Genomic DNA, 25112 nt, shown 5'->3' with positions numbered 1-25112 from the left:
AAGTTGCTTATATATTCATGTGTCTTTTGTATTGTACTGGGTTTCCTCCTTATTGGAGGGGGGGCATTATTTATCTATCTAACAAAAGGATACTTTTTTCCCTGACTACCAGGTGGAAAGGATTTTTGTTCTTGGGTGTATAACTGGCTCTGCGATTACACTGGCTGCAATAGTATTTAATCTGATAGATAAGTTTGACGCCCGTAAAAAGCCACCTTCGGCCCCAGACTGAAATTAACAACAACCCCAGTCTTTTTCAACTGGGGGTGTTGTGGAGAATAATTTTCTCGGCGACCGGTTTAACCTGCCAAAAGGGCTGACGGATTATGGTGTTTGAAAAAGGCAACAGCCGCTATGCCACGGATACCACGGTGAACGCGGGCAACACCCTGACGCTGAGCAGCGGTAATGACACCACCCTGAAAGGGGCGCAGATACAGGGGGAGAACGTGGTGGCGAATGTCGGCAATAATCTGATCCTACGCAGTGAACAGGCGATGGATAACTATGAAGCCAAGCAGTCCAGCTTCAGCGCCGGGGGGAGCATCGGCTTCGGCAATGGCTCTCTGAACATCGCCGCCAGCCGCGATAAGATGCACAGCGACTATGCCTCGGTGGAGAACCAGACCGGCATCTTTGCCGGTAAAGGCGGCTTTGATATCACCGTGGGTAATCATACCCAGCTGGACGGCGCGGCCATTGCCAGCGCGGCCAATCAGGAGAGCAATCGCCTCGATACCGGAACCCTGGGCTTTGCCGATATCGACAACCGGGCTGAGTTCAAGGCACAGCACCAGGGTTTTGGCCTTAGCTCGGGCGGCAGCATTGGCGGCCAGTTCGCGGGCAATATGGCCAATAGCCTGTTGGCCGGCGCCAACCATCAGGCGCGCGCCCGCGGCACCACCCAATCGGCAATCGCCGACGGCGCGATCGTCGTGCGCGATCGGGCCAACCAGCAGCAGGATGTCGCCGGGTTAGCGCGCGACACGGAGCGGGCGCACCAGCCTCTCTCCCCTATCTTCGACAAGGAGAAAGCGCAGCGGCGCCTGCAGCAGGCCCAGCTGATCGGTGAGATTGGCAATCAGGTGGCCGATATTGCGCGGACAGAGGCCGAGATCGCCGGGGAGAAAGCCAAGCGTGACCCGACGGCCCTGAGTCAGGCCCGTACCGCGCTGGCGGCCAGCGGTAAGCCGTTTACCGAACAGGATGTGGCGCAGCGGGCGTATAACACTGGCATGCGCGACTCCGGGTTGGGCACCGGCGGCGCATACCAGCAGGCGATCCAGGCGGCCACGGCGGCGGTACAGGGGCTGGCGGGCGGCAACCTGCAGGCGGCGCTGGCGGGCGGCGCAGCGCCGTATATTAGTGAGATAATCAAACAGAGCACCCCGGACGGCGCGGGCCGGGTGGCGGCCCATGCGGTGGTAAATGCGGCGCTGACCGCAGCACAGGGGAATCATCCCCTTGCCGGAGCCGCAGGTGCAGCCACCGGCGAAATCGTCGGCATGCTGGCCACTGAGATGTACCAGAAACCGGTCGCTGAGCTCAGCGAAACCGAGAAACAGACCGTTTCAGCACTGGCCACCGTTGCCGCCGGACTGGCCGGCGGCCTGGTGGGTGACGCGGGTGCTTCCGCACTCGCCGGCGCACAGTCGGGTAAGACGACGGTGGAGAATAACTCGCTGGCAAGTGTTCTGGCGGCTGCCAATGCTAATAAGCCAGGTACTGCGGACAAATGGAAAGAAGAACAGCAGGCGGCAATTAAAGAAGCTTGTAGCGGAAATACACCTATGTCTTGCCAGATGGCAGTGGCGGCGATGGGTACCGTGATGTCAGGTGGTGTGCTTCCTGAGGCGATGGTTATTTCTGGTGCAATCAGTGCAGGAGCAGTTGGTGGCATTGATTATGTGATGAACGGTTCAGTTGATCCTAAGAATGTCATCGCAGCATATTGGGTTGGAGCACTGACCAGAAGTACTGGCTTGGAAACGACAATAGCCATAAATGCCGCGGGAGGAGCTACAACAAGTTATCTTGATGGCAAGAATCCATGGGTAGGTGGACTGGTTAGCGGTCTCACAGGCGGAGTAGCCTATGGAATAGGAAATAAATTTGTTGAACCTGCTATGGATGAAATTTTCAATCCTGTTTGGAAAAATTTAGGATGGGACGACATAGGAATGGGAATATCTAAGCCCATTCAACCAAGCCTATGGCCTTCAGTTGCTGGCACTACGAGCGGAACTTCAGGTGGTGAATACATTTCCAATAAGGTAAATGACAAGATAGATGAAGTGAAAAATAATAACAGGGGCAATAATAAATGAAATTCATTGTTACCTTTCTATATTATTTTCTTGCTATATTTATGACAGTGGCCTTGACATTAATGCTAGTAGGCACAGCTATTGACGTGTTCTTTTGGTTGTTTTACAAAACACCTTTCAACTTTTCTATGAAAGAAGTTATTAATTATTTAAAAATAGCCTGCATTACAGGTGGTGTGTGCGGAATTGGCGGTATGTATTATTACGCCAGAACAATGAAACGACATTGAATACATAGGGGCAGATAACAAAACCCAGTTCAGTAACTGGGTTTTTCTGTGGAGAATAATTTACTCGGCGACGGATTTAAGCTGCCGTACTGACGAATTATGGTGTTTGAAAAAGGCAACAGCCGCTATGCCACGGATACCACAGTGAACGCGGGCAACACCCTGACGCTGAGCAGCGGTAATGACACCACCCTGAAAGGGGCGCAGATACAGGGGGAGAACGTGGTGGCGAATGTCGGTAATAATCTGATCCTACGCAGTGAACAGGCGATGGATAACTATGAAGAATTGGAGGTGCGGCGAATGTCAGCACACAACTCACCGTAAATGGTGATAAACCCTTTAGCTATGCCGATGCACTCATCGCAATAGGAACTGGCGCATTAACTCAGGGTAAAGGCCCTGTGCTTACAGAAGGCGTCAGCATCGGTGGCGCTTATATTGGCAACATGATCAAAGGTGAAGATCCGACCAATGCGATGATCGGGGCTGGAATTGGTTCAGCGGTGGGTAGTGTAGCCGGTAAGGTTGTTACCGAGCAGCTGAAACCAGTCGTCTCAAATGGTGTAGCAGAAACGATAGGTAACATTGGTGGTTCGCTTTCTAGTGAAATAGTTGGTGGTAAAGTTCAGAATAAGCTTAATGAGTCTGGAGATGAAAAATGAAAATACGGACAGTTGGCGTAAAACTAAATTTTGTTTTAATTTGTTATTGTGTTCTTATCCTGATCGGAGTTGCGCTATTAGCTTGTTTATGTGCAGCGATCTTGGTTTTTCTTAAAAATGGTAAATTCATTTTTAGTTGGGAAGATGACGTTCTTTACTCAGTTAAAGCAGGAATAGCTACTGGCATACCCACAGGAATAGGTATCTGGTTTATGTCTTGGATAAAAGCACGCAAAGAAAAGCGCTCCCCATCCAAAGAGTAACGAGTTATTGTGGAGAGTAATGCTTTGGGGGATATTATTTCCGCTGTAAATAAGCAGGAGCCAGGACAGTCGAAAACTACGAGTCGGGAACTCAGACCACAATTAAAGAGCCCTGTAGTGGAAACACTCCCGTATCCTGCCAATTGGCAGTAGCTGCGATGGGTAGTGCAATGGTATAGCCATTATTACCGGGAGCAGCAGCAGCAACAACCAACCTGATAGGTGCAGGAGCTAATGCTGGTGCAGGCCTGCTAATTAACGGTGAAGTAAATCCAAATGACGTTATTCTGGGATACTGGACTGGTGCATTCACAGCAGGAGCCGAACTCTGAGGTACTATGGTCGTGAGCGCAGGCAGTGGAGCCACATCAAATTATCTTAAAGGTGGCGATCCGCTGAAAGGTGGCTTGATCAGTAGTGCACTATCAGGGCTGGGGTATAGTGCAGGTAAACTTGTTGAATTACCATTTGATAAAACCCTTAATCCAATGAAACCATGGAAAGACTGGATCTGGACAGGTGTTGGGATCGGGATATCCAAACCGCTACCGATTAATCCAGTGCCCGGCGTTGCTGGCAACATAACAGGTTCAGTCACAACAGAGTATGGCAATGCTCAAGCCGGCAAAGCCCCCGACAGCGGCAATATTGCCGTCACCGGCAGCGCGCTACAGGCCGGTGGCGATATTGCACTCGATGCCCAGCATGATATCACCCTGCTATCGGCCCAAAACACCCAGACGGTGGACGGCAAAAACAGCAGCCAGGGTAGCAGCGTGGGGGTCGGGATAACCTTCGGCTCCAGTGGCGTGGGGTTCAATGTCAACGCCAGCGTCAATGCTACGATAAAAATCAGCCCAAATCTGGCTCCAATACCCGCAACGGCTACTCAACAAAGACCGTAGCGACCGTTAATAGCCCGCTTGAACTACGTACTCCCCGCTATCGCGAAGCCACCTTTGAACTCCAATTGCTGAAGAAAAACCAGCCCCGCATTACCGGCATGGATAACCAAATCCTGTCGCTGTATGCCAAATGGATGACCACTCGCGAGATCACCGCTACGTTCAAAGAGCTGTATGACGCCGGTGTCTCACCGGCGCTGGTCTCAAAGGTCACCGATGCCGTAATGGAGCAGGTTACCGAATGGCAAAATCAGCTACTGAATAACGTTTATCTTATTGTTTATCTTACTATTTATCTTAACCATTTAGTTCTGAACATCCGACAGGATAGTCGCGTCATCAATAAGTCTGTGTTTCTGGTATTAGGCATTAATGTAGATTATATAAATAACTAAAGTTTTTAAAAATCATGCCGATATTATTTACCTGATTAATTTTCTATAACAATATTTATGCGTAACTCAAATCTAGAAACTAAAATTTATGATGTATATTGGGAAGGCCCATACTCGTTAGATATAATAACTCAGGATAAAGACAGAGATATTGCAAAGGAATGGCATTGCCTTTATCAAATTTATGGCGATCATCCAACTTATGGCCGTGATGTATTGTTATACATTGGAAAAACGGAGAGAGACATAATGAAAAGACTGTCAGAACACTACAATCGCTTTTCTAATCAGTGCGATGAGGTCAAGGTTTTCCTTGCATCATTTGGAGAATTTACTAGCTGGAAGGAAATGCGTGATAGAAACTATGATCCTATCAGTAAGGATAATACCGAACTAAACGCGATTGAATCCCTGTTAATCTATGCACATCAACCAGCATACAATATAATGTCGTTATCCAGCAATAAGTTCGATAATTTAAATTTCAGAATATTTAACACCGGAAGACGAAAATCACTTATGCCCGAGATAAGCACTCAATTTTATCGTGATGATAGAGGCTTTGCTGAATAAATCGAACTGAATCGCCACGGATAATCTAGACACTTCTGAGCCGTTGATAATATTGGTTTTCATATTCTGTCGGTGACATCTGAACACTCGAACCATGCCGACGCCTACTGTTATAAAACATTTCGATGTAATCAAAAATATCGCTACGAGCTTCAGGGTGCTGACGGTAATTTTGGTGCCGGTAGTACGTCGATGGGGCGATATTCAGCTCATGACATACCGGTCCGACCCCATGACTACCGCAGAGGGTATCTAGCAGCGGCATTATTTTTTCCACAGACGGTCAATGGAATGGACGTCGCCTTCCTCCTGCATTCAGGCGTATAACGATATGTGATAGTTCGTCGTCACCATAATCAAAGGAGAAACCTCCATGTGTAAAGCAGCAACCTTGATTGGTATCGATCTGGCTAAAAATGTATTTCATATTCATTCTGTTGATAATAAAGGTAACCAGATAAAAGCACTGAAGCTTTCTCGTCATAAACTCGAGGAATATCTACACCGTAGTCAACCTGTTATTGTCGCAATGGAAGCCTGCGCCAGTTCGCATTTCTGGGGGCGACTTTGCATGTCACTGGGGCATGAGGTACGGTTGGTTTCACCCCAGTTTGTTAAACCCTTCGTCAAATCAAACAAAAATGATCGTAACGATGCTCGTGCAATCTGCGAGGCGGCGCTTCGGCCAGATATGCATTTTGTTCCTGCCAAAACGGTTGAGCAGCAGGCGGTATTGAGCCTGCATCGCATTCGCGAAGTTCTGATAGGGCAGAGAACAGCCACGATTAACCAGCTCAGGGGGCTATTAAGTGAATTCGGGCTCCCAACCCCCGTCGGGCGCAGCGGTTTATACAAAATCCTTCCCACATTACTTGAAGAACTGAGTGAACTCTCGCCCGGATTTCTCGTGACCTGCATCAGCCAGCAATGGGTGCATTTGCAACAGTTGGAGCAGCATATTAACAATGTGACACATCAGATCGAAGCACATGCCAGACAATCTGATGTCGCCTACCGTCTGCAGACCATTCCGGGAATTGGTCCGATTACAGCTTCCGCACTGGATGCCAGCATAGGTAATGCCAGGCAGTTTCGGGCAGGTCGGCACTTGGCAGCGTGGCTCGGTCTCGTACCCAGACAGCATTCTACAGGAGGAAAACCTGTGTTACTGGGGACCAGTAAGCGAGGAGACTGTTATCTTAGACAGCTATTTGTGCATGGTGCCAGAGCCGTTATCTCCGTTGCACAACGCAACGAGGGAAAACGGGATAAGACCATCACCGGGTGGCTAAGCAGAAAACATATCAATGTGGCTGTAGTAGCCATGGCAAACAGGAACGCCCGGATTGCGTGGGCTATTATCGTTCACGAACGCACCTATGACGCACAGTTTCGTGAGGAACTTGCTGGCAGATTGTTGGCCAGAAAAGATGAATGAACCCCTTCCCAGATTGCTACAGGTAATTAACTGACATAATGGCACAGACAGGTCAGACCGGTGTTGGAACATCCCGTGGAGTTCGATAGTCAGGAACTTTCCGTTCAAGACTTAGCGGTCGTTTGGGAGCCAGCAAGCAGATTCCATTATGGGCAGCGTACGATAAACTGACGCACAAAGAGCCCGGATATACGACTGCGATCTTCACTGTCGGCATCAGAATGGCAACAATTACCTGGCAAAACAGGAGACGTCCATATACGAACTCCGCCTTCGCAAAATAAGCAGAGGCCTGCCGCAGGATATCGTTGCTGCGTTGTAGTGGATCACAAAATCAGGACACAGTAATAACCTGTTTCCACTTTTCTTCATGCAAGCAAGGCGATAAACCACCATTGTTTGTATGTGGTCGATAAACGTTGTAATAACCATTTATCCACTGGTTTATATCGCGTACTGCATGGCTAAAATCACCATAGCCACCTTTCGGAAGCCATTCACTTTTAAAGCTGCGAAAGACTCTTTCCATCGGCGAATTATCTAGGCAATTCCCTCTGCGACTCATACTTTGCATTACCCCATAGCCTGTTCCTGAATTTAAGGATAAACCAGCGTCGCTGGCGACGAAGGCGACGCACCTCGCTTTTATCTGGGCACTGTTACGATGCGCGGCAAACGAATGGCGATGGATAGCCAAAGCGCCGAACATCAAATGCCCGGTGCCGAAAAACAAGCGTATTCGCTGGCTAACCAAAGAGGAAGCAGCGAACCTGATCCGGGAGCTTCCAGAGCCTATGAAGTCTGTCGTTATTTTTGCATTAGCGACGGGGCTGCGCAGGTCGAACATCACTGATCTGGAGTGGTCACAAATTGATATGCAGCGGAGGGTCGCGTGGATTCACCCCGAGGACGCAAAAGCAGGAAGGGCGATAGGGGTCGCCCTGAACGAATCGGCCTGTAAAGTGCTGCGGGATCAGCTGGGAAAACATAACCGGTGGGTCTTTGTTCACACTGAATCATCCGTTCGCCCGGATGGAACGAGAACAAAAGCGGTGCGCAAAATGCGGTCTGATGCTAACACGGCATGGCGCGCAGCGTTAAGGTGTTACCAACGGTGCGAAAGTGATCCATATCCGACGCCTGAAATTAGATCCAGGGGTTAATCTGCTCTCCTGATTCGGGAGAGCTTATGGTCACTTTTGAGACAGTTATGGAAATTAAAATCCTGCATAAGCAGGGTATGAGCAGTCGGGCGATCGCCAGGGAACTGGGTATCTCCCGTAACACCGTAAAGCGTTATCTGCGTGCGCAGTCTGAGCCGCCAAAATATACGCCGCGTCCCGCAACCGCTTCACTCCTGGATGAATACCGGGACTATATTCGGCAACGCATCGCCGATGCTCATCCTTATAAAATCCCTGCAACGGTCATCGCCCGCGAGATCACGGAGCAGGGTTATCGTGGTGGCATGACCATCCTGAGAGAGTTCATACGTTCACTTGCCATTCCTCAGGAACAGGAGCCTGTCGTGCGCTTCGAAACAGAGCCAGGACGACAGATGCAGGTTGACTGGGGCACCATGCGTAATGGCAAATCACCACTTCATGTGTTCGTTGCCGTTCTGGGGTTCAGCAGAATGCTGTATATCGAGTTCACTGACAATATGCGCTACGACACCCTGGAAGAATGCCACCGTAATGCGTTCAGCTTCTTCGGTGGCGTACCGCGTGAAGTGCTCTACGACAACATGAAAACGGTAGTGCTACAGCGCGATGCTTATCGGGCCGGGCAACACCGGTTCAACCCTTCACTGTGGCAGTTCGGCAAAGAGATGGGCTTCTCTCCACGGCTGTGCCGCCCCTTCAGAGCACAGACTAAAGGCAAGGTGGAGCGGATGGTGCAGTACACCCGCAACAGCTTCTACATCCCGCTAATGACTCGCCTGCGTCCGTTGGGGATCACCGTCGATGTTGAAACAGCCAACCGCTACGGCCTGCGCTGGTTGCACGATGTCGCTAACCAGCGCAGGCACGAAACAATACAGACCCGTCCCTGCGATCGCTGGATCGAAGAGCAGCAGTCCATGCTGGCTCTACCGACGGAGAAAAAACAGTATGACGTGCAGGTAGACGAAAGCCTGGTGACCTTCGACAGGCAGCCACTGCACCACCCGCTATCCATCTATGACACGTTCTGCAGAGGAGCCGCATGATGGTGGAACTGCAACATCAACGGCTGATGGTGCTTGCCGAACAGCTGCAACTGGACAGTCTGATCAGCGCAGCGCCAGCCCTGTCACAGCAGGCAGTGGAGCAGGAATGGAGTTACATGGACTTCCTGGAGCATCTGCTTCACGAAGAGAAACTGGCCCGACATCAGCGTAAACAGGCAATGTATACCCGGATGGCGGCCTTCCCGGCAGTGAAAACGTTCGAAGAATACGACTTTACCTTCGCCACCGGTGCGCCGCAGAAGCAGATCCAGTCGCTGCGTTCACTGAGCTTCATAGAGCGCAACGAAAACATCGTGTTGCTGGGGCCATCCGGCGTGGGGAAAACGCATCTGGCAATAGCAATGGGCTACGAAGCGGTACGGGCGGGTATCAAGGTTCGCTTCACTACGGCGGCGGATCTCTTGCTTCAGCTGTCCACGGCACAACGCCAGGGGCGCTATAAAACAACGCTTCACCGTGGCGTGATGGCACCAAAGCTGCTCATCATCGATGAAATAGGCTACCTGCCGTTCAGCCAGGAAGAAGCCAAGCTGTTCTTCCAGGTCATCGCCAAACGTTATGAAAAGAGCGCGATGATCCTGACCTCCAACCTGCCGTTCGGGCAGTGGGATCAGACGTTCGCCGGTGATGCGGCGCTAACATCCGCGATGCTGGACCGGATCTTACACCACTCACACGTTGTTCAAATAAAAGGAGAGAGTTATCGACTGAAACAGAAACGAAAGGCCGGGGTTATCGCTGAAGCTAATCCTGAGTAAAATGGTGGATCAATATTAGACCGTCGGTGGAGATGTAAGTGGATCACTTTTTACCCGTCGTTGACACTACCTACAACGAGGTGAGGATGAGGGGCGTTATGGTTCAGCTAAAACCACAATTTTACAGAGCGTTACTACCAACAAAGGCCCACTTAAAGATGAAATGGGCCTTACTAATCTAAGAAATACTTTGTATTAATAAATTATTGATACAATTCTAACCAGTTATGGTTGAATCATCTTCGTCATTAAAGATTAATAAATCACCAGGTTGGCAATTTAAGTATCTGCATATCGCTTCTAATGTTGAGAAACGAATCCCCTTAACTTTTCCTTGTCTTAGTATTGATATGTTCTGCTCTGTGATACCTATTGCAGAGGCAAGGTCTTTTGATTTAATTTTGCGCTCGGCTAACAAGACATCTAATCTAACAATAATAGACATGATGTGATAGCCTCATATTATTTGTTGGTTTTCAGCATTAATAACGCTGGCTTTTTTTAATATCTCAGATATTAATATGACGCAGAATGCGAAAAAAACAGCGGCAATATATTGAAAATCAATGCTGACAAAAATAACTCTATTCCCAATAGGTTCTTGAAATGTCAACCAATAACTAAGCAAAGGTTCGCACAATATATTTAATAGAATCCAAATAATTATTGATTTACCAACAGAGCCTAATAACCTTGCCGCGTTAGTGGAAAAATAATCCCCTTTAGAATAAGTATGGAATAGAACTCGTAACTGATATAGCCCATAAGATAATGAGACTAATGGAATGCCTGATAGGATAATTCCGCCAGTGATTTTCCACCACGGTAGCATTTCAAAATTAGTTAAGCCCATCATCTGTGCTGTAAGGCCATATCCACCACTATCTGACAACAGTGAAGGAAATATCCAAAATAGGCTATTGAATCCTAACATAAAAATGATAATGAAAAGAGATGCTGTAGACATGTGTTGACTAATCCTAGAAAGCTTCTGTGGTGACATACTGACCTCATACAAGTTCTGCTAACGGAGAAATTAATGTAAAACATTAATAAAATAATATCAATCATTGATTTTACAAGGCGCAAAGGTTTACATTTGTATGTTTTTTATGCATTTAGATGACTGCTCCAAACAGATAACAAAAACGACTCCCTCCCCCCAAGCCGGAGATCTGTACCTGCCACCGCAGCACACACAGAGAAAGGTTCTCGCTAACCTTGAAACTTAAGTATGAAGTGAGTTATTCGGTCTATCCGGCTAGAGCCCTTCTCTGTGTGAATCCCCAATATGCCAATCGTATTGATTATCCGTAATCAACGCCGGGGACACTCGTACCTAAAAAATGTGTGGAGATAAATGCGTGAAAACCTTTAACGTGAAAAACGTACTGATATACCGCCTCACCAGAGACATTGACTTAGATGCAAAGGCCATCGAGGCCGCTATCACACCGATGACTTTCACCCCATGCGCAAGCCAGGATATGTCTCGCTCTGGCTGGACAGCGCCGCTCGCTACGGCTGGCAGCCTAATTCATGCCGCTAATGGCTACCTCCTGATGCGCTACCGCCGTGAACAAAAAATACTCCCGGCTGCGGTGATCCAAAAACACTTACGCGAACGCATCGCAAAGCTGGAGCAAGAACAATGCCGCAAGCTGAAGAAAACCGAGAAAGACGCGCTGCGCGATGAGGTTCTGCATTCCCTGTTGCCGCGAGCATTTACCCGGACGCATCAAAGCTGGCTGTGGATCGATACCGCCAAAAAGCTGGTTATGGTCGATGCAGCCAACGCTAAAAAGGCCGAAGACATTCTCTCTCTGCTGCGTAAGAGCCTCGGCTCACTGCCCGTTGTGCCGCTCACCATGAAAACCCCTATCGAGATAACGCTAACCCAATGGGTGCGCACTGGTAAGGCACCCGCAGGATTTACCCTGGGTGATGAGGCAGAGCTAAAAGCCACCCTGGAAGACGGCGGTATCATCCGCACGAAACAACAGGATGGCCGCCGCACTGGCACCGGAATTAATGCATCTCAGCGAACAACCTGACATCGTCAGAGAACGGGCTCTCGACCGGGCGGCCGCCAGTGTTCGCGAAGCGCTGTCCGTTTATGTAACCCGCGGAGGAAATATTGATTATGCAGAGGAAGATCGCGACATTCTGACAACCATCGGTTTCCGGCCTGACAGAGCATCGAGAGACGACAACAGGGCAAAATATACGCCTGAACAGAGTCAGATTTTCATGCGCCGACAGGCCGCGCAGACCCGCAAAAAATCCGCATAAAACGCCCCGAAAATACCCGTCTTTTTAATAAAAATAGCCATGCATGCCTACGCTGCATGGCTTTGCATGCAAAAACCTGCATTTTCCACACCCCGCCGCACCAGCACTGGCGCGGCCTGAGTCCCTTCATGCACCTGCATTAAAAGCGCCCCGGGAAGCGGGCAGGCGTGGCGGGGAGAGCATTGCGCGCCTTAAATGTAGAATACATTTAGTTATCCAAATCAAGTTTTGGTGAATTACTCCTATAAATCCATGAGTTAACTTGTATCTTCACTAAAGAATATCTAATTATAAATTCCCAATCATATGATAGGTTATCATTTCTCTTAATATGCATGTTCAGAAGAGAGTCGTAAATCTGCTCGGAAATACTCCGGCTATTCAATAGCTTTCGATAATTTATTAAATCTTGCGCCACTCTCCAGAATGAATTAGATATTGATTCATAATGTCCCCTTGCTATATTTGCCGCGTTAATATGATAGTTAATATGCTTTCTTGTCAAATAGGGGAGGTTATGGTTAGCTGTTATTATATAATTCATATCTACATTAGGATGAGGGTTCTCTTTAAAAATGATAATCAATAAAGGCTCATCACTTTCAAAAACAGAATAATCATCATAGAAAGGGTTGTAAAATCGTCTCCATTTACTAAAAGCTTTTTTCGATCCCTTATCTCTATTACAATCACCACAACACGGTATTAAATTTTCTGGCAAAAAAGAAAACTGTGGCAATAATGCTTTACTATAGTAGTGATCCAACGTTCTACAAGGTGATACCCCGCAATATGGGCATAAAATACCCTCATCGGCATAAGCCTGACGAATGGCATCAATGAAAGCAGTCTTTCTCTTTTTGCTTGGCCTAGAATAAATCCATTCCAAAGCGGTCTTATGCTTAATAAAGTTCCTTACAGAGTCATGGTTTAAATAACCATTTTGCTTCATCTCGTAATCATACTTAATTAGTTCAGCCATGAGGCTAGCTTCATCTTTACGTAAAGATGAAATACCTTCTGGCTCATCAAATGAAAGCAATGTGCGAACTGCTGAAGATATATCAATACCATTCTTAATAGAATCAATATTTTTAGGCTTAGATAAAGTTCTCATTTGCCTTTTTTCTCCATTAGAATCTTATTCAGAGTATCAGAAGAAAATTTAGAGAATTTATCTATTATTTGTTGAATAGAATAACTATCCGCCATCCGTTTAACTTCTTCCCTAAAAATTGCATTCGAGTATAAATCGCCAAATACATCTATCATAATCTGATGTGTATCAGCACCGAAAGTTTCAATATTTGTTTGTTTGTAGTATGTTTTACCATTACTTCTATGTAGAATAGTTATTTGGTCTGAAGGTGTTTCCCTAAGCACGAGAGGAGAGTGTGTTGAAATTAAAGCAATAGAATTAGTATCCCTAAGGATATGAGTAACAGAATTAATAAAATGAGTTAAAAGGCTTGGATGCAAATAGTTTTCTGGCTCTTCTATAATAACAAAGCTATTATTCTCAATTGTTGATATAATCGAGAACATACCAATTAAAAATGATAACTGGCCTGAGCTAAAGCTAAAAGGAGAACCATCCTTATAAAAAACGATCTCAGCGTCAGGCAAATAATATTCAACCTCAACTCCCGTTAGAAGATCAACATTTGCAGAAAAACCAGTTGTCCTCTCACGTCTTATTAATTCGGAGAAACTATCATAGTGATATGTGTTAAGGTTGCTTTTTATAGAAAAAGTATAATCTGGTATTATTTTTTTAATTACAGAATCCAATAACTCACTTTGTCTAAAAAAACCCTCTTTAGTAATATCTCTTTTGACCACCCGCTCAACTAAAGATAGCAATGTCAATTTACTTCCACGAGGGAAGAATTTATTGAAATATTTTTCAGATGTTAATGAGATAAAATGATAATTATTAAGCCTACTCTTATCGCGAGAAATCGCTGATGGTCTATAACACTTATCATTAATAGTATTCGAAACCACAATCAATCTACTATAAACAGTTTCATCAGAGCCGCGAACATACCGACCAAAGACCTTATCTTTTATTAAATTACATAAAACATGTGTTTTCCCACTTCCATTTTTACCAATGAGAACATGAAATGGGATGTTAATATCAACGCTATTAGTAAATTGAAAACTAACCTTACCATTAGTTTCATCAGAATATATAAGATTTTGCGGTCGCATTATTTCATATATAACTCCTTCATTATTCATAATATGTTTATACCCATGTTGGAATGCATATGTACTGAATGTATTATCAAGAAGTAAATTGATAATACTGTCATGTAGATATTTGTTCGCAAATGAGCGCGACTTATATATATTAAGATAAACTCCCATGTCGTTTAAAGATTTTAGAAGTAATAACGCATCCTCACCACTCAGATTTTTATTTATATATCTGTATGCGTCTTCAGAAACTTGGGTCACATAGTCAAACTTAAATTCTTTTTTGATTCTATACAGCGACATTCCGCCACTGTCTTCAAGCAGTTCTAAAAGATCAATTTCTTTATCTGTTTTTCCGATAAAAAGAATCCTCAGAGGAACTTTTTCGTCGTCATCTAGATGATAACCAAAATTATCCTCTTGAGTTAAAGCTGAAATAACTGCATCAGCAATAAATATTTTTTTGCCGTTAAAGCTTTTATTTATACGTTTTACCCCACGAATACTCAACGAGCATTTAAAATCTCTTCCAGCACTAAAGCCAACATCTTTTACAGTTATCATGAAAAGCCGCTCTCATTTATATTGATAATTTAAATTTCATTTAAGAGGAATGAAGTAATTAGCGTAGAATTGCATCATATTCCTACGATCCTCTAGATACTGAGCATGATTATACGTGCCACGAATCTTGTTCTTATCTGTATGTGCTAACTGCATCTCAACCCACGCAGTGGAAAAACCTTTTTCATGCAATATCGTAGATAAAGTATGTCTAAACCCATGCCCTGTAACTCTCCCACTATAACCGATACGTTTGATTACTTGGTTAATGCTTGCTTCACTCATAGGTTTGTTCGGATCGTTCCGTCCTGGAAAAACATAACGATAGTTCCCTGACATGATCTTGAGTTCATTGAGTAAATCTAACGCTTGAGTCGACAATGGTACAAGGTGCGCCCTACGCATTTTCATCCTTTCAGCAGGAATTTCCCAAATAGCGTTATCTAGATCAAATTCCGACCATAATGCAGCACGTAATTCAATGGTTCTTACGCCTGTAATCATCAGTAATTTCGTAGCTATCTGGACAAGCTTACTTCCGGTGTAACCATCCAAAGCACGCAGGAAATCGGGTATCTCATCAGCTTTAAGGAACGGGAAGTGATTTGATTGGTGTACATCGAGGGCGCTTGAAAGATCCGCAGCAGGGTTGAACTCTGCCCTTCCAGTAGCAATGGCATAGCGGAAAACTTCTGAGCATCGCTGCCGAACTTTGCGCATTTTTTCTAATGCACCGCGCTTTTCAATTTTACGTAGCACGTTAAGCAGTTCTAGCGGTTTGATTTCGCCTATTGGTCTCGTACCCACGTAAGGAAAAATATCGTTCTGAAAAGCTTCCATGATGTCTGAGGCATAACCCTCTGACCATTTGGTAGACTTCATCTGATGCCATTCTGTGGCTATCTTTTCAAACGCACTCTCGGATTCCGTTTGCAAAGCAATCTTTTGCTCTTTTCGAACCTCGCTCGGATTCTTTCCTTCGGCTACCAGTTTTCGGGCATCGTCGCGACGAGAACGCGCATCGGCAAGTGTGATCGTCGGGTACACACCCAGCGAGATCATTTTTGGTTTACCGGCAAAACGATAGCGGAACCGCCAGCTCTTGCTTCCATTAGGTTCTATAAGCAAAGACAGCCCCTGCCCATCTCCAAGTGTATAGGCTTTAGCTTCAGGCTTAGCGCGGCGAATCTGCATATCGTTTAAAGGCATGTGTATAGGAATCCAGACCGAACAGGAACATATACACAATCCTATACACATTCAGTACCGGATTCTACTGGATGGTTACGGACTACTATGGACTTAAAATAAGAAAAAACGTTATAAATCAGACTATTTACGGACTAATACGGACGTTTGAGGAAGTTGAGATGGTGCCGATAATAGGAGTCGAACCTACGACCTTCGCATTACGAATGCGCTGCTCTACCAACTGAGCTATATCGGCACTGAGGGAGTTGGGCGTGTTGCCCGAAGTGCGGGAGATACCATAGTGAAAAACCAAAGGAGCGTCAAGAGCTGGCAAAACGAATGGTTATTTACTCGACAATACACCGTTCATGCTATGGGCCGTGATAGCGTCAACACCATCACGTTGCCCTACTCGATTTTGCTCTAGGCTGTCTCTGTTAGGCACTACAACTCGGCGACAAAGGAGCAAATGATGACACAGACAGGAGCGACGAATCGGCGTTTCGTGCTACGCCAGCGGCCCTGTGGCATGCCGACGGAGCAGGACATCTCGCTGCAGCAGGTTGCCATCCCGCGGCCCGCCCAGGGGCAGCTCTTGCTGCGTACCCTCTACCTCTCGATCGATCCGTATATCCGAGGACGGATGAATGATGGCCCCTCCTATACTCCCGCCATGCGGTTGGGTGATGTGATGGTCGGCAGCACCCTATGTCGGGTCGAGTGCTCACGCCACCCCGACTATGAAGCTGGGGAATGGGTGCTGGCGCAAAGCGGCTGGCAAGATTATGCCCTCTCCGATGGCGATGGCTTGCAGAAAGTACCCGCGGGGATGGCGCACCCAACCTGGCTACTCGGCGTGCTGGGAATGCCGGGATTCACCGGCTATATGGGGCTGACCGCCATCGGCGATCCGCAGCCCGGTGAGACGGTGGTGGTTTCCGCCGCGAGCGGCGCAGTCGGTTCGGTCGTTGGCCAAGTGGCCCATCTACGCGGGGCCCGAGCCGTCGGGATCGCCGGGGGCGCTGAGAAGTGCCGCTACGTGTGCGATACCCTCGGTCTGGCGGCCTGTATCGATCACCGCGCGCCCGACTTCCCCGCCCAGCTGCGTGCGGCCTGCCCGAACGGGATCGACGTTTACTATGAGAATGTCGGCGGTGCCGTCTTCGATGCGGTGCTCCCGTTACTCAACACCCTGGCTCGGGTGCCGCTCTGTGGCCTGATCAGCCAATACAATAGTGTGCCGAGCGATAACCTCGACGATCGCTTACCGATGCTGATGGGCACCATCTTAAAAAAACGGCTGTTAGTCCGCGGATTTATCATCGGCCAAGACTTCGGCCAGCATTATGCGGCCTTCTATCAACAGATGAGCCAATGGCTGGCTCAAGGGCAGATCCAGTATCGGGAGGATGTTATCGAGGGGCTAGAACATGCCGTAACCGCGTTACAGGGGCTACTCTCGGGCAAAAACTTTGGCAAACTGTTAGTGAAAGTCGCCGATTGAATCGAGCCCCCCGCTGACAGACCGCGGTGAATGCAACGGCTCACCGATATAGCGAGCCGTTGCAACGCGATCAGGCGCGCACCAGATCGTCGCCGTAGCCGATCCACTTATAGGTGGTCAGCGCCTCCAGCCCCATCGGGCCGCGCGCATGCAGCTTCTGGGTGCTCACCGCGACTTCTGCCCCCAGGCCAAACTGGCCGCCGTCGGTGAAGCGGGTGCTGGCGTTGACGTACACCGCCGCCGAATCCACGCTATTCACAAAGCGTTCGGCCGCGCGCATATCGCGGGTCAGGATGGCGTCCGAGTGCTGGGTGCCGTGGAGACGAATATGATCGATGGCGCCATCAAGGTCGTCCACCAGCACCACGCTGAGATCCAGCGATAGCCACTCATCGTCCAGCGCGGCCAGATCCAGCGCAACCGTCGTCGCCGGGCCGTCCTGCAGCAGCGGCAGCGCGCGCGGACAGGCGTGCAGGGTCACGCCGGCGCGCTTCATCTGCGCGCTGAGCGCCGGCATAAAGGCGGGGGCGATGGCGGCGTTGACCAACAGCGTCTCTACCGTATTGCAGGTGCTGGGGCGCTGGGTCTTGGCGTTGGTGATAATCGTCAGCGCCGCGTCGATCTCCATGCCGCGATCGACATAGATATGGCAAACGCCGATACCGCCGGTGATCACCGGGATCGTCGCCTGCTCGCGGCACAGGCGGTGCAGCCCGGCGCCGCCGCGCGGAATCAGCATGTCGACATAGCGATCCAGGCGCAGCAGCTCGCTGACCAGCGCCCGATCCGGGCTCTCGATCACCTGCACCGCGTCCTGCGGCAGGCAGGCCTGCTCCAGCGCCCGGCGGATCGCCGCCACCGTCGCCCGGTTGGTGCGCCAGGTCTCTTTACCACCGCGCAGGATCACCGCGTTACCGGTCTTCAGGCACAGCGAGGCGACATCCACCGTGACGTTGGGGCGCGCTTCATAGATAACCCCGATCACCCCCAGGGGAACGCGGCGGCGCTGCAGCGTCAGGCCGCTGTCCAGCTGGCGGCCATCGATGATCTCGCCGACCGGATCGTGCAGGCTGCATACCTGACGGACGTCGTCGGCGATCGCCGCCAGGCGGGATTCGGTCAGCAGCAGGCGATCCAGCATCGCGTCGCTCAGGCCATCTGCGCGCGCCTGGGCGACGTCTTCTGCGTTGGCCTGTAAAATGGCCGCGCTGTCCTGCTGCAGGCAGTCGGCGATCAGCGCCAGCGCCCGGTTTTTCTGCGCGCTGCTCAGCAGCGCCAGCTGATATGAGGCCCGTTTGGCGGCCTTTCCCATCTCTTCTAGCATGATGGCTCCTTAGCTGACGATCATATCGTCACGATGTACGGCTACCGGGCCATATTCATAGCCGAGGATCGCACTGATTTGCAGCGAATGGTGGCCGGCAATCATGCGCAGCGCATCGCTGTTGTAGCGGGAGACGCCGTGCGCCAGATCGCGCCCGTCCAGCGTGCGGATGCGCACCACCTCACCGCGAGAAAAGTCACCGCTCACTTCGCGGATCCCCTTGGGCAGCAGCGAGCTGCCGCGGGTGACGATCGCCTCCAGCGCGCCGTCGTCCACCACGATTTCACCGGCCGGCGGGGCGCCAAAGATCCAGCGTTTGCGGTTTTCCAGCGGCGTCTGCAGGGGATGAAAGCGGGTGCCGACGGAGACGCCGTCGATAACCTCGCCGATCACGCCGGGGCGACTGCCCGCGGCGATAACCACCTCGATACCGGCGCGGCAGGCCACGTCGGCGGCCTGCAGCTTGGTGGTCATGCCGCCGGTGCCCAGCCCAGAGACGCTGTCGCCGGCGATGCCGCGCAGCGCATCATCGATCCCGGTCACTTCGCGGATCAGCTCTGCCGCCGGGTTATGGCGCGGATCGGCGGTAAATAGCCCGGCCTGATCGGTCAGCAGCAGCAGTTTGTTGGCCCCGGCCAGGATCGCCGCCAGCGCCGACAGATTGTCGTTGTCGCCCACCTTGATCTCCGCCGTGGCGACCGCGTCGTTTTCGTTGATCACCGGAATGATACGGTTGTCCATCAGGGCGTGCAGGGTATCGCGGGCGTTAAGAAAGCGTTCACGATCCTCCATATCGGCACGGGTCAGCAGCACCTGGCCAATATGGATGCCGTAGATGGCGAACAGCTGCTGCCACAGCTGGATCAGGCTACTCTGCCCCACCGCCGCCAGCAGCTGCTTAGAAGCGATGGTCGCCGGCAGATCCGGGTAGCCCAAGTGCTCGCGCCCGGCGGCGATCGCCCCGGAGGTCACTATCACAATACGGTGTCCCGCGGCGTGCTGCTGGGCACACTGACGGACCAATTCTACGATATGGGCGCGGTTGAGGCGGCGGGAGCCGCCGGTCAACACGCTGGTGCCCAGTTTTACCACCAGGGTCTGACTGCCACTCGTCATGTTCTATAACCGTTGTGTTTTCACAGAATAAAGAGAGGAACCGTGGTTCCCGGCACGCTAATGTGGAGGCGGCGGACGCCCGCGGGCGCCGCCTTGCCCCGCCTGCATTTTTATCAGGCGTAGCCCATTATGCCAACAGGTGGGGTGTAAAAGCATACGCAAAGCCGGTGAAAAGGCGCTGCGTATGATCCAAATCAGCGTTCGGCGCGGCTCAGCCGCAGGGAGTCGTCGTCGGCGGGGTGCAGCGACATCGAAAGGGTATCCAGCAGGCGCTGCAGATTGCCGTGGAAGGTGGTCAGGGTCTGCAGCAGGCGCTCACTCACCTGTTGGTCGGCGATCTCCAGCGTCTGCCAGCGTCCGGCTTTATCGTATAGCCCCAGCGCATAGCGGTAGTGAAAACGCTCGCCCTCGGCCTGTAGATCCAGCCACCAGCCCCAGAATTCGCGCTTCTCCGGGTCCGGCTTAACGTTGACGCATACGGCCAGGCAGTCAAAGAAAAAACGGTTGTCAGCACACTGATCGGCGCGCAGGTAAGGTCCCAGCGCCATGAATTTTTTGATCAATCGTCCTTTGGGGTAGCCTTGGGGTAATGTCATTAAGCAATCTCCTTATTACGGTTACCCTCTTTTAACAAAACCGCCAAATTAAGCAATTAAATTAATATGAGTGCTTCTTGAACCATTCACAAATCTGACGTAGCGCACGATCGAACCCTTGGTACAGCGGCGACGAGGAGACCGCCAGCAGCTCCCCCTGCGCGGAGGAGTTGGCGATCAGCTGCGCCTCTTGGCGCGGGCAGAACGGATCGCGATCCCAATAGGCCGCCAGCATCGGCGTTGGGCAGCGGCGCCCCAGCAGCCCCTGGGTCTTCAGCGAGTAGCAGCGCAGCTCCGTCAGCAGCGCGGCATCGGACACCGACGCCATGCCCAGGCGGCTGGCCAGCACGTCGATATACATCGGCGGCACCCGCTGATGAAGGTTGCCGTCGCACAGCAGATGGTGCACCACCGGTCCCAGGCAGGCGACGGCGCGCAGGCGGCGTGGCTCCAGGTAGGCCAGGCGCACCGCCACGTTGGCGCCAAAGCGGAAGCCCAGCGCCGAAATCCGCGTGCTGTCGACCCAGGGCAGATCGGCCATCTGCTGCAGCACCGCCTGGTGCAGGCGGCTGGAGTCCTGTGACAGGGTATAGTGGGATGAGAGGCCTACCGACGGCATATCGATGGTCAGCATGGCCATTCCGGCCGGCGCCAGGTAGTCACGAAACAGGCGGTGGCAGTCGCTCTGCAGCATATCGAGGCCGCCGCACAGCAGCACGGTGGGATAGGGCCCCACCTCGCCGCCGTCCGGCAGGTGCAGAAACCCGGTAATCGCCTTGCCTCCGGGCACGCTGAAGGTCAGCTCTCTCAGCTCATATTTCAACAGGCGGGCGGCCTCGCCGTAGGCCCGGTTGGCCAGCGCCTCGGCCTGCTCGGCCAGATCGTCCCCTTTCAGGTGCGGGTAGGCGGCAATGCTGTACAGATTGGCCGCCTGCAGCCACATCTCTCCGGCGCGCTGCTCCTGCGGCTCCTGCTGCGCGCGCTGCTGCCACGTCATCGCCTGATGAGACCACTCATAGATCCAGTTGCCGCTGCGGTAGCCCACCACGGTGTCCAGCAGCCGATCATCGCTGCGCTCGGCGTCGCTGGCGGCAATGCGCGCCAGCACCATTTCGACCTCCAGCGGATCGGCGCCGCGCCAAGCCCACATCACCCGGTTAATAATGCGATACCAGTTTGCCTGCGAACGGCCATCCAGCGCGCTGTTGATGCCGGGGAGAGTCGCGCCGGCGACGCGATTGACCAGCGTGGACGTTTCGCGGTGTTTAAAACGCGGTTTAAACAGCGTTTCCGACAGGTTGGCGCGGGGTTGGTTGATTTCGCTCATAGCGGAACGACGGCCTCCATAGACAGGTTGCTAACGAAAACTGCCGGGCAGCCCTGTCATTATAGGCGGTACGGCAGCACCATTTATCATGCCGAGCCGAAGGGAAATTGGCAACGCAGGACGTACGCCAAAAACAACAGCGCCCGGCATCATGCCGGGCGCTGGAGGGAAAACCGCAGACGAATTAACGGCTGCTCAGGGGCTCAACAAAGCTGACGCCCATATCCCACGGCTGCTCGATCCAGGTGTTCTGCGGGATATCGACCACGTAGTCGTCCACCAGCGGACGGCCGGCCGGTTTAGCGAAAAGGGTCACGAAGTGCGCCTTGGGATACATGTCGCGAATGGCCTTGGCGGTGCCGCCGGTATCGACCAGATCGTCTACCACGATAAACCCTTCACCGTCGCCCTCGGCGCACTTCAGCACCTTGAGCTCACGCTGGTTGTCATGGTCATAGCTGGAGATGCAGACGGTATCCACGTGGCGGATACCCAGCTCACGCGCCAGCAGGGCCGCAGGCACCAGACCGCCGCGGCTTACCGCGATGATCCCGGTCCAGCGTTCGGCGGGCAGCAGGCGGGCAGCCAGTTTACGCGCATGCATCTGCAGCACGTCCCAGGTCACAACGTATTTTTCGCTCATAAAACGTATCCCAGCCAATGATAACAATCTGTTAAATGGCTTATAAATTAGTCGGGGGGAAAAAAGGTTGCGCGAGATTATAGTGACCTGTCACGATAAAAACCAGTCCCGTGATGTCAAAGCGCCGCCGCGCTCGCGCTAATTGTGCTTGAGTGCGCCTGTGCGCCCCCCGTAGCCTGCCCAATAGATGCCAAAGCCGGCCTCTCGGGGGCAAATTGATGTCAAAGCCTGCCCCACCGGGTCAATATGGTGGTATTCTCTGAAAATCTGGCTGTGCCGCGCATATTGTCTGCGGCCAGCGGCGGTGCGCAACCTATTACGCCCGCGTTTGATCGCATGACACCGACTCGGGCATGCACCCTCACAGCACAACCGTATATCAGGAGACTTAACGTGTCTGAAGTGTCTCAACTGTCGCCACAGCCGCTGTGGCAGATCTTTGCCGATATCTGCGCCATTCCGCACCCCTCCTACCACGAAGAAGCGCTGGCCGCCCACATCATGACCTGGGCCAGCCAAAAGGGGATCCACGCCGAGCGCGACGCGGTAGGCAACATCCTGTTGCGTAAACCGGCCAGCCGCGGCATGGAAAAACGCATTCCGGTGGTGCTGCAGGCACACCTGGACATGGTTCCGCAGAAGAATAACGACACCGACCACGATTTTACCCGCGATCCCATTCAGGCCTATATCGACGGCGACTGGGTTAAAGCGCGCGGCACCACCCTGGGCGCCGATAACGGCATCGGCATGGCCTCTGCGCTGGCGGTGCTGGCCGATGACAGCGTGGTTCACGGCCCGCTGGAAGTGCTGCTGACCATGACCGAGGAAGTCGGCATGGACGGCGCCTTCGGCCTGCAGCCCAACTGGCTACAGGGTGAAGTCCTGATCAACACCGACTCCGAAGAGGAAGGCGAAGTCTACATGGGCTGCGCCGGCGGTATCGACGTGATCACCAGCCTGACGCTGCAGCGTGAAGCGATGCCGGCCGGTCTGAGCGTGGTTCGTCTCGGCATCAAAGGGCTGAAGGGCGGCCACTCCGGCGGCGACATCCACCTAGGGCTGGGCAACGCCAACAAGCTGCTGGGCCGCTTCCTGGCCGGTCACGCCGACGAGCTGGGCGCCCGGGTGCTGGACATCAACGGCGGCACCCTGCGTAACGCCATCCCGCGTGAAGCCTTCGCCACCCTGGCGCTGCCGGCGGCAAACCTCGATCGTCTGCAGGCGCTGGCGCAGCACTTCCAGTCGATCGTCGCAAACGACCTGAGCGCCGTTGAGAAGAGCCCGCGCGTCACGGTCGACGCGGCGCAGAGCGCGCTGCTGCCGCTGGACGCCGCCAGCCAGTCCCGCTTTATCGCGCTGCTGAACAGCACGCCGAACGGGGTGATCCGCATGAGCGACGAGGTCAAGGGCGTGGTGGAAACCTCGCTTAACCTGGGCGTGGTCACCACGGCGGAGAGCGAGGCGCAGATTATCTGCCTGATCCGCTCCCTGAACGAAAGCGGTAAAGACGCCGTGGTAAGCCAGCTGACCTCGCTGGGCGCGCTGGCCGGCGCCCGCGTAGAGGCCAAGGGCAGCTACCCGGGCTGGGAGCCGGACGCCAGCTCCCCGGTGATGCACCTGGTGCGCGACACCTACCACAAGCTGTTCGGCACCCTGCCGAACATCATGGTGATCCACGCCGGTCTGGAGTGTGGTCTGTTCAAGAAACCCTATCCGCTGATGGATATGGTCTCCATTGGGCCGACCATCACCGGGCCGCACTCGCCGGACGAGCAGGTCAACATCCCGAGCGTTGGCCGCTACTGGCAGCTGCTGACCGCCCTGCTGAAGGCGATCCCGGAAAAAGCCTGATCCCGCGCTGACGAACGCCGCGCGACGAACGACGCGGCGAATCACGCCTCATCCGCACGCCCTCGGGCGCGCGGATTTTTTTATCGATTCATCGGCCTACCGCATCGGCCCACCGCAGCTGCTCAACCGCAAACCCGAGCGCGGTCGCCCAGCGGATATACGCCTGCCTGACCGCGGGCGGCAGCGTCGGCGTTCGCGACAGGATCCACAGGTAGCGGTGGTTTGGCCCACAGACCAGCGCATAGCGGTAGTCATCGTCCAGCGCGATCACGTTGTAGCCGCCGTAAAATGGCCCAAAGAAGGAGACCTTCAGCGCCGCCGTCGTCGGCGCGTCGATAAAGTAGGCTTTGCCCTGACTCTGACGCCAGCGCCGACGCTGCGCGTCGTAACCGCGGTTGAGTACGCTGATGCCGCCATCCTCGCGTAAGGCATAGTGGGCGCTCACCTGCTCCAGCCCGCGCTCAAAGCGGTTGTCCAGACGGGCGACCTCATACCAGGTCCCCAGATAACGCGCGACATCAAACCCCCGCAGCGGCTCGACGCCGCGCGGCGGGGTCGGCGAGCGGCAGGCCGCCAACAACAGCGCCAGGGGGACGGCGCACAGCACGGGCCACGCTTTCATCGGCTCTCTCCTCCTCACTCACGGATAATCTCAGTGTAGTCCGCTTTACGGCGGGCAAAAAAAGAGGCCGCAGTCTTCACTCTGCGG

At 52.1% G+C, this 25112-nt stretch carries 24 protein-coding genes, 1 tRNA gene and 5 pseudogenes; 16 read left to right on the top strand and 14 right to left on the bottom strand.

The window, feature by feature from the left end; translation table 11 throughout:
- The first annotated feature begins 329 nt into the window (after positions 1-329).
- The 8 genes and pseudogenes from L1P05_RS04065 (at position 330) to L1P05_RS04030 (ending at position 5358) form a co-directional block, all read left to right on the top strand.
- Positions 330-2327: a VENN motif pre-toxin domain-containing protein gene (locus L1P05_RS04065; RefSeq protein ID WP_336886335.1), complete on the top strand. Its 1998-nt coding sequence runs from the start codon at positions 330-332 to the stop codon at positions 2325-2327.
- A complete protein-coding gene (locus tag L1P05_RS04060; RefSeq protein ID WP_012847681.1) occupies positions 2324-2557 on the top strand; it encodes a hypothetical protein in 234 nt (77 codons plus the stop codon). Before L1P05_RS04065 ends, L1P05_RS04060 begins: the two co-directional genes overlap by 4 nt.
- Positions 2558-2656: 99 nt before the next feature.
- The gene (locus tag L1P05_RS04055; protein ID WP_012847680.1) at positions 2657-2884 is read left to right on the top strand and encodes a hemagglutinin repeat-containing protein; all 228 of its coding nucleotides are present in this window, start codon (positions 2657-2659) and stop codon (positions 2882-2884) included.
- A 77-nt stretch (positions 2885-2961) separates the two neighbouring features.
- Positions 2962-3222: a glycine zipper 2TM domain-containing protein gene (locus L1P05_RS04050; RefSeq protein ID WP_012847679.1), complete on the top strand. Its 261-nt coding sequence runs from the start codon at positions 2962-2964 to the stop codon at positions 3220-3222.
- Positions 3219-3485, top strand: coding sequence for a hypothetical protein (locus L1P05_RS04045; RefSeq protein ID WP_071818503.1), 267 nt, complete (start codon positions 3219-3221; stop codon positions 3483-3485). The genes L1P05_RS04050 and L1P05_RS04045 overlap by 4 nt, the downstream gene beginning before the upstream one ends.
- A gap of 338 nt (positions 3486-3823) precedes the next feature.
- Entirely contained in the window at positions 3824-4390 is a 567-nt protein-coding gene (locus tag L1P05_RS04040) for a hemagglutinin repeat-containing protein (RefSeq protein ID WP_306304638.1), read from the top strand.
- A pseudogene (locus L1P05_RS04035) lies at positions 4327-4770 on the top strand (transposase); the annotation flags it as partial. The gene L1P05_RS04040 and the pseudogene L1P05_RS04035, both read left to right, overlap by 64 nt.
- 72 nt (positions 4771-4842) lie before the next feature.
- Complete coding sequence (locus tag L1P05_RS04030) at positions 4843-5358, top strand: hypothetical protein (protein WP_129985700.1); 516 nt, start codon at positions 4843-4845, stop codon at positions 5356-5358.
- 25 nt (positions 5359-5383) lie between these two features.
- Here L1P05_RS04030 and L1P05_RS04025 read toward each other — a convergent pair.
- Positions 5384-5509, bottom strand: a pseudogene (locus tag L1P05_RS04025) (IS3 family transposase); the annotation flags it as partial.
- A 222-nt stretch (positions 5510-5731) separates the two neighbouring features.
- Between L1P05_RS04025 and L1P05_RS04015 the strand changes: the two are divergent.
- Entirely contained in the window at positions 5732-6796 is a 1065-nt protein-coding gene (locus L1P05_RS04015; RefSeq protein WP_012847674.1) for an IS110 family RNA-guided transposase, read from the top strand.
- 334 nt (positions 6797-7130) lie between these two features.
- Here the strand turns inward: L1P05_RS04015 and L1P05_RS04010 are convergent.
- Positions 7131-7373, bottom strand: a pseudogene (locus L1P05_RS04010) (integrase core domain-containing protein); the annotation flags it as partial.
- A gap of 7 nt (positions 7374-7380) precedes the next feature.
- Between L1P05_RS04010 and L1P05_RS04005 the strand changes: the two are divergent.
- From L1P05_RS04005 to istB, 3 genes and pseudogenes are all read left to right on the top strand, one after another.
- Positions 7381-7899, top strand: a pseudogene (locus tag L1P05_RS04005) (tyrosine-type recombinase/integrase); the annotation flags it as partial.
- 86 nt (positions 7900-7985) lie between these two features.
- Positions 7986-9008 carry an IS21 family transposase gene (gene istA, locus L1P05_RS04000; RefSeq protein WP_012846921.1) on the top strand — a complete coding sequence of 341 codons (1023 nt, stop codon included), beginning with the start codon at positions 7986-7988 and terminating at the stop codon, positions 9006-9008.
- Positions 9005-9787, top strand: a complete 783-nt coding sequence (istB, locus tag L1P05_RS03995) for an IS21-like element ISSen3 family helper ATPase IstB (protein ID WP_012846920.1) — start codon at positions 9005-9007, stop codon at positions 9785-9787. The genes istA and istB overlap by 4 nt, the downstream gene beginning before the upstream one ends.
- Before the next feature lie 217 nt (positions 9788-10004).
- Here the strand turns inward: istB and L1P05_RS03990 are convergent, their stop codons facing one another.
- Together L1P05_RS03990 and L1P05_RS03985 are read right to left on the bottom strand one after the other, a co-directional pair.
- Complete coding sequence (locus tag L1P05_RS03990) at positions 10005-10232, bottom strand: helix-turn-helix domain-containing protein (RefSeq protein WP_005285579.1); 228 nt, start codon at positions 10230-10232, stop codon at positions 10005-10007.
- Positions 10233-10244: 12 nt separating this feature from the next.
- The gene (locus tag L1P05_RS03985) at positions 10245-10754 is read right to left on the bottom strand and encodes a DUF2975 domain-containing protein (RefSeq protein WP_012847671.1); all 510 of its coding nucleotides are present in this window, start codon (positions 10752-10754) and stop codon (positions 10245-10247) included.
- 379 nt (positions 10755-11133) lie between these two features.
- On the opposite strand from L1P05_RS03985, the pseudogene L1P05_RS03980 reads away from it, so the two are divergent.
- Both L1P05_RS03980 and L1P05_RS03975 read left to right on the top strand, forming a co-directional pair.
- Positions 11134-11793 (top strand): annotated as a pseudogene (locus L1P05_RS03980) (recombination-associated protein RdgC); the annotation flags it as partial.
- Between the two features lie 25 nt (positions 11794-11818).
- Positions 11819-12079 carry a phage polarity suppression protein gene (locus L1P05_RS03975; protein ID WP_231941981.1) on the top strand — a complete coding sequence of 87 codons (261 nt, stop codon included), beginning with the start codon at positions 11819-11821 and terminating at the stop codon, positions 12077-12079.
- A gap of 208 nt (positions 12080-12287) precedes the next feature.
- On the opposite strand, the gene L1P05_RS03965 is transcribed toward L1P05_RS03975, so the two are convergent.
- The 4 genes from L1P05_RS03965 to L1P05_RS03950 all read right to left on the bottom strand — a co-directional run bounded on the left by L1P05_RS03965 (position 12288) and on the right by L1P05_RS03950 (position 16295).
- Positions 12288-13196, bottom strand: a complete 909-nt coding sequence (locus tag L1P05_RS03965) for an HNH endonuclease (protein WP_012847668.1) — start codon at positions 13194-13196, stop codon at positions 12288-12290.
- The gene (locus L1P05_RS03960; protein WP_012847667.1) at positions 13193-14848 is read right to left on the bottom strand and encodes an AAA family ATPase; all 1656 of its coding nucleotides are present in this window, start codon (positions 14846-14848) and stop codon (positions 13193-13195) included. The genes L1P05_RS03965 and L1P05_RS03960 overlap by 4 nt, the downstream gene beginning before the upstream one ends.
- 36 nt (positions 14849-14884) lie before the next feature.
- A complete protein-coding gene (locus tag L1P05_RS03955; RefSeq protein WP_041692487.1) occupies positions 14885-16057 on the bottom strand; it encodes a tyrosine-type recombinase/integrase in 1173 nt (390 codons plus the stop codon).
- A gap of 162 nt (positions 16058-16219) precedes the next feature.
- Positions 16220-16295 (bottom strand) — tRNA-Thr (locus L1P05_RS03950).
- 216 nt (positions 16296-16511) lie between these two features.
- Here L1P05_RS03950 and L1P05_RS03945 point away from each other — a divergent pair.
- Positions 16512-17543, top strand: a complete 1032-nt coding sequence (locus tag L1P05_RS03945; RefSeq protein ID WP_012847665.1) for an NADP-dependent oxidoreductase — start codon at positions 16512-16514, stop codon at positions 17541-17543.
- 70 nt (positions 17544-17613) lie between these two features.
- On the opposite strand, the gene proA is transcribed toward L1P05_RS03945, so the two are convergent.
- The 5 genes from proA to gpt form a co-directional block, all read right to left on the bottom strand.
- Positions 17614-18867: a glutamate-5-semialdehyde dehydrogenase gene (gene proA / locus L1P05_RS03940; protein ID WP_012847664.1), complete on the bottom strand. Its 1254-nt coding sequence runs from the start codon at positions 18865-18867 to the stop codon at positions 17614-17616.
- 9 nt (positions 18868-18876) lie between these two features.
- Positions 18877-19983 carry a glutamate 5-kinase gene (gene proB, locus L1P05_RS03935; protein WP_012847663.1) on the bottom strand — a complete coding sequence of 369 codons (1107 nt, stop codon included), beginning with the start codon at positions 19981-19983 and terminating at the stop codon, positions 18877-18879.
- 194 nt (positions 19984-20177) lie between these two features.
- Positions 20178-20579, bottom strand: coding sequence for a sigma factor-binding protein Crl (gene crl / locus L1P05_RS03930; RefSeq protein WP_012847662.1), 402 nt, complete (start codon positions 20577-20579; stop codon positions 20178-20180).
- A 61-nt stretch (positions 20580-20640) separates the two neighbouring features.
- Positions 20641-21906 carry an esterase FrsA gene (gene frsA / locus L1P05_RS03925; RefSeq protein WP_012847661.1) on the bottom strand — a complete coding sequence of 422 codons (1266 nt, stop codon included), beginning with the start codon at positions 21904-21906 and terminating at the stop codon, positions 20641-20643.
- Between the two features lie 184 nt (positions 21907-22090).
- Complete coding sequence (gpt, locus tag L1P05_RS03920; protein ID WP_012847660.1) at positions 22091-22549, bottom strand: xanthine phosphoribosyltransferase; 459 nt, start codon at positions 22547-22549, stop codon at positions 22091-22093.
- A gap of 393 nt (positions 22550-22942) precedes the next feature.
- On the opposite strand from gpt, the gene pepD reads away from it, so the two are divergent.
- Positions 22943-24403 carry a beta-Ala-His dipeptidase gene (gene pepD / locus L1P05_RS03915; RefSeq protein ID WP_012847659.1) on the top strand — a complete coding sequence of 487 codons (1461 nt, stop codon included), beginning with the start codon at positions 22943-22945 and terminating at the stop codon, positions 24401-24403.
- An 88-nt stretch (positions 24404-24491) separates the two neighbouring features.
- Here pepD and blc read toward each other — a convergent pair whose 3' ends face one another.
- The gene (gene blc / locus L1P05_RS03910; protein WP_012847658.1) at positions 24492-25025 is read right to left on the bottom strand and encodes an outer membrane lipoprotein Blc; all 534 of its coding nucleotides are present in this window, start codon (positions 25023-25025) and stop codon (positions 24492-24494) included.
- Positions 25026-25112 lie beyond the last annotated feature (87 nt).

Origin of the sequence: Edwardsiella piscicida (assembly GCF_021733145.1) — a bacterium.
Lineage (GTDB): Bacteria > Pseudomonadota > Gammaproteobacteria > Enterobacterales > Enterobacteriaceae > Edwardsiella > Edwardsiella piscicida.
Note: the sequence above shows the minus strand (reverse complement) of the source record. Positions and strands in the feature narration are given on the sequence as shown.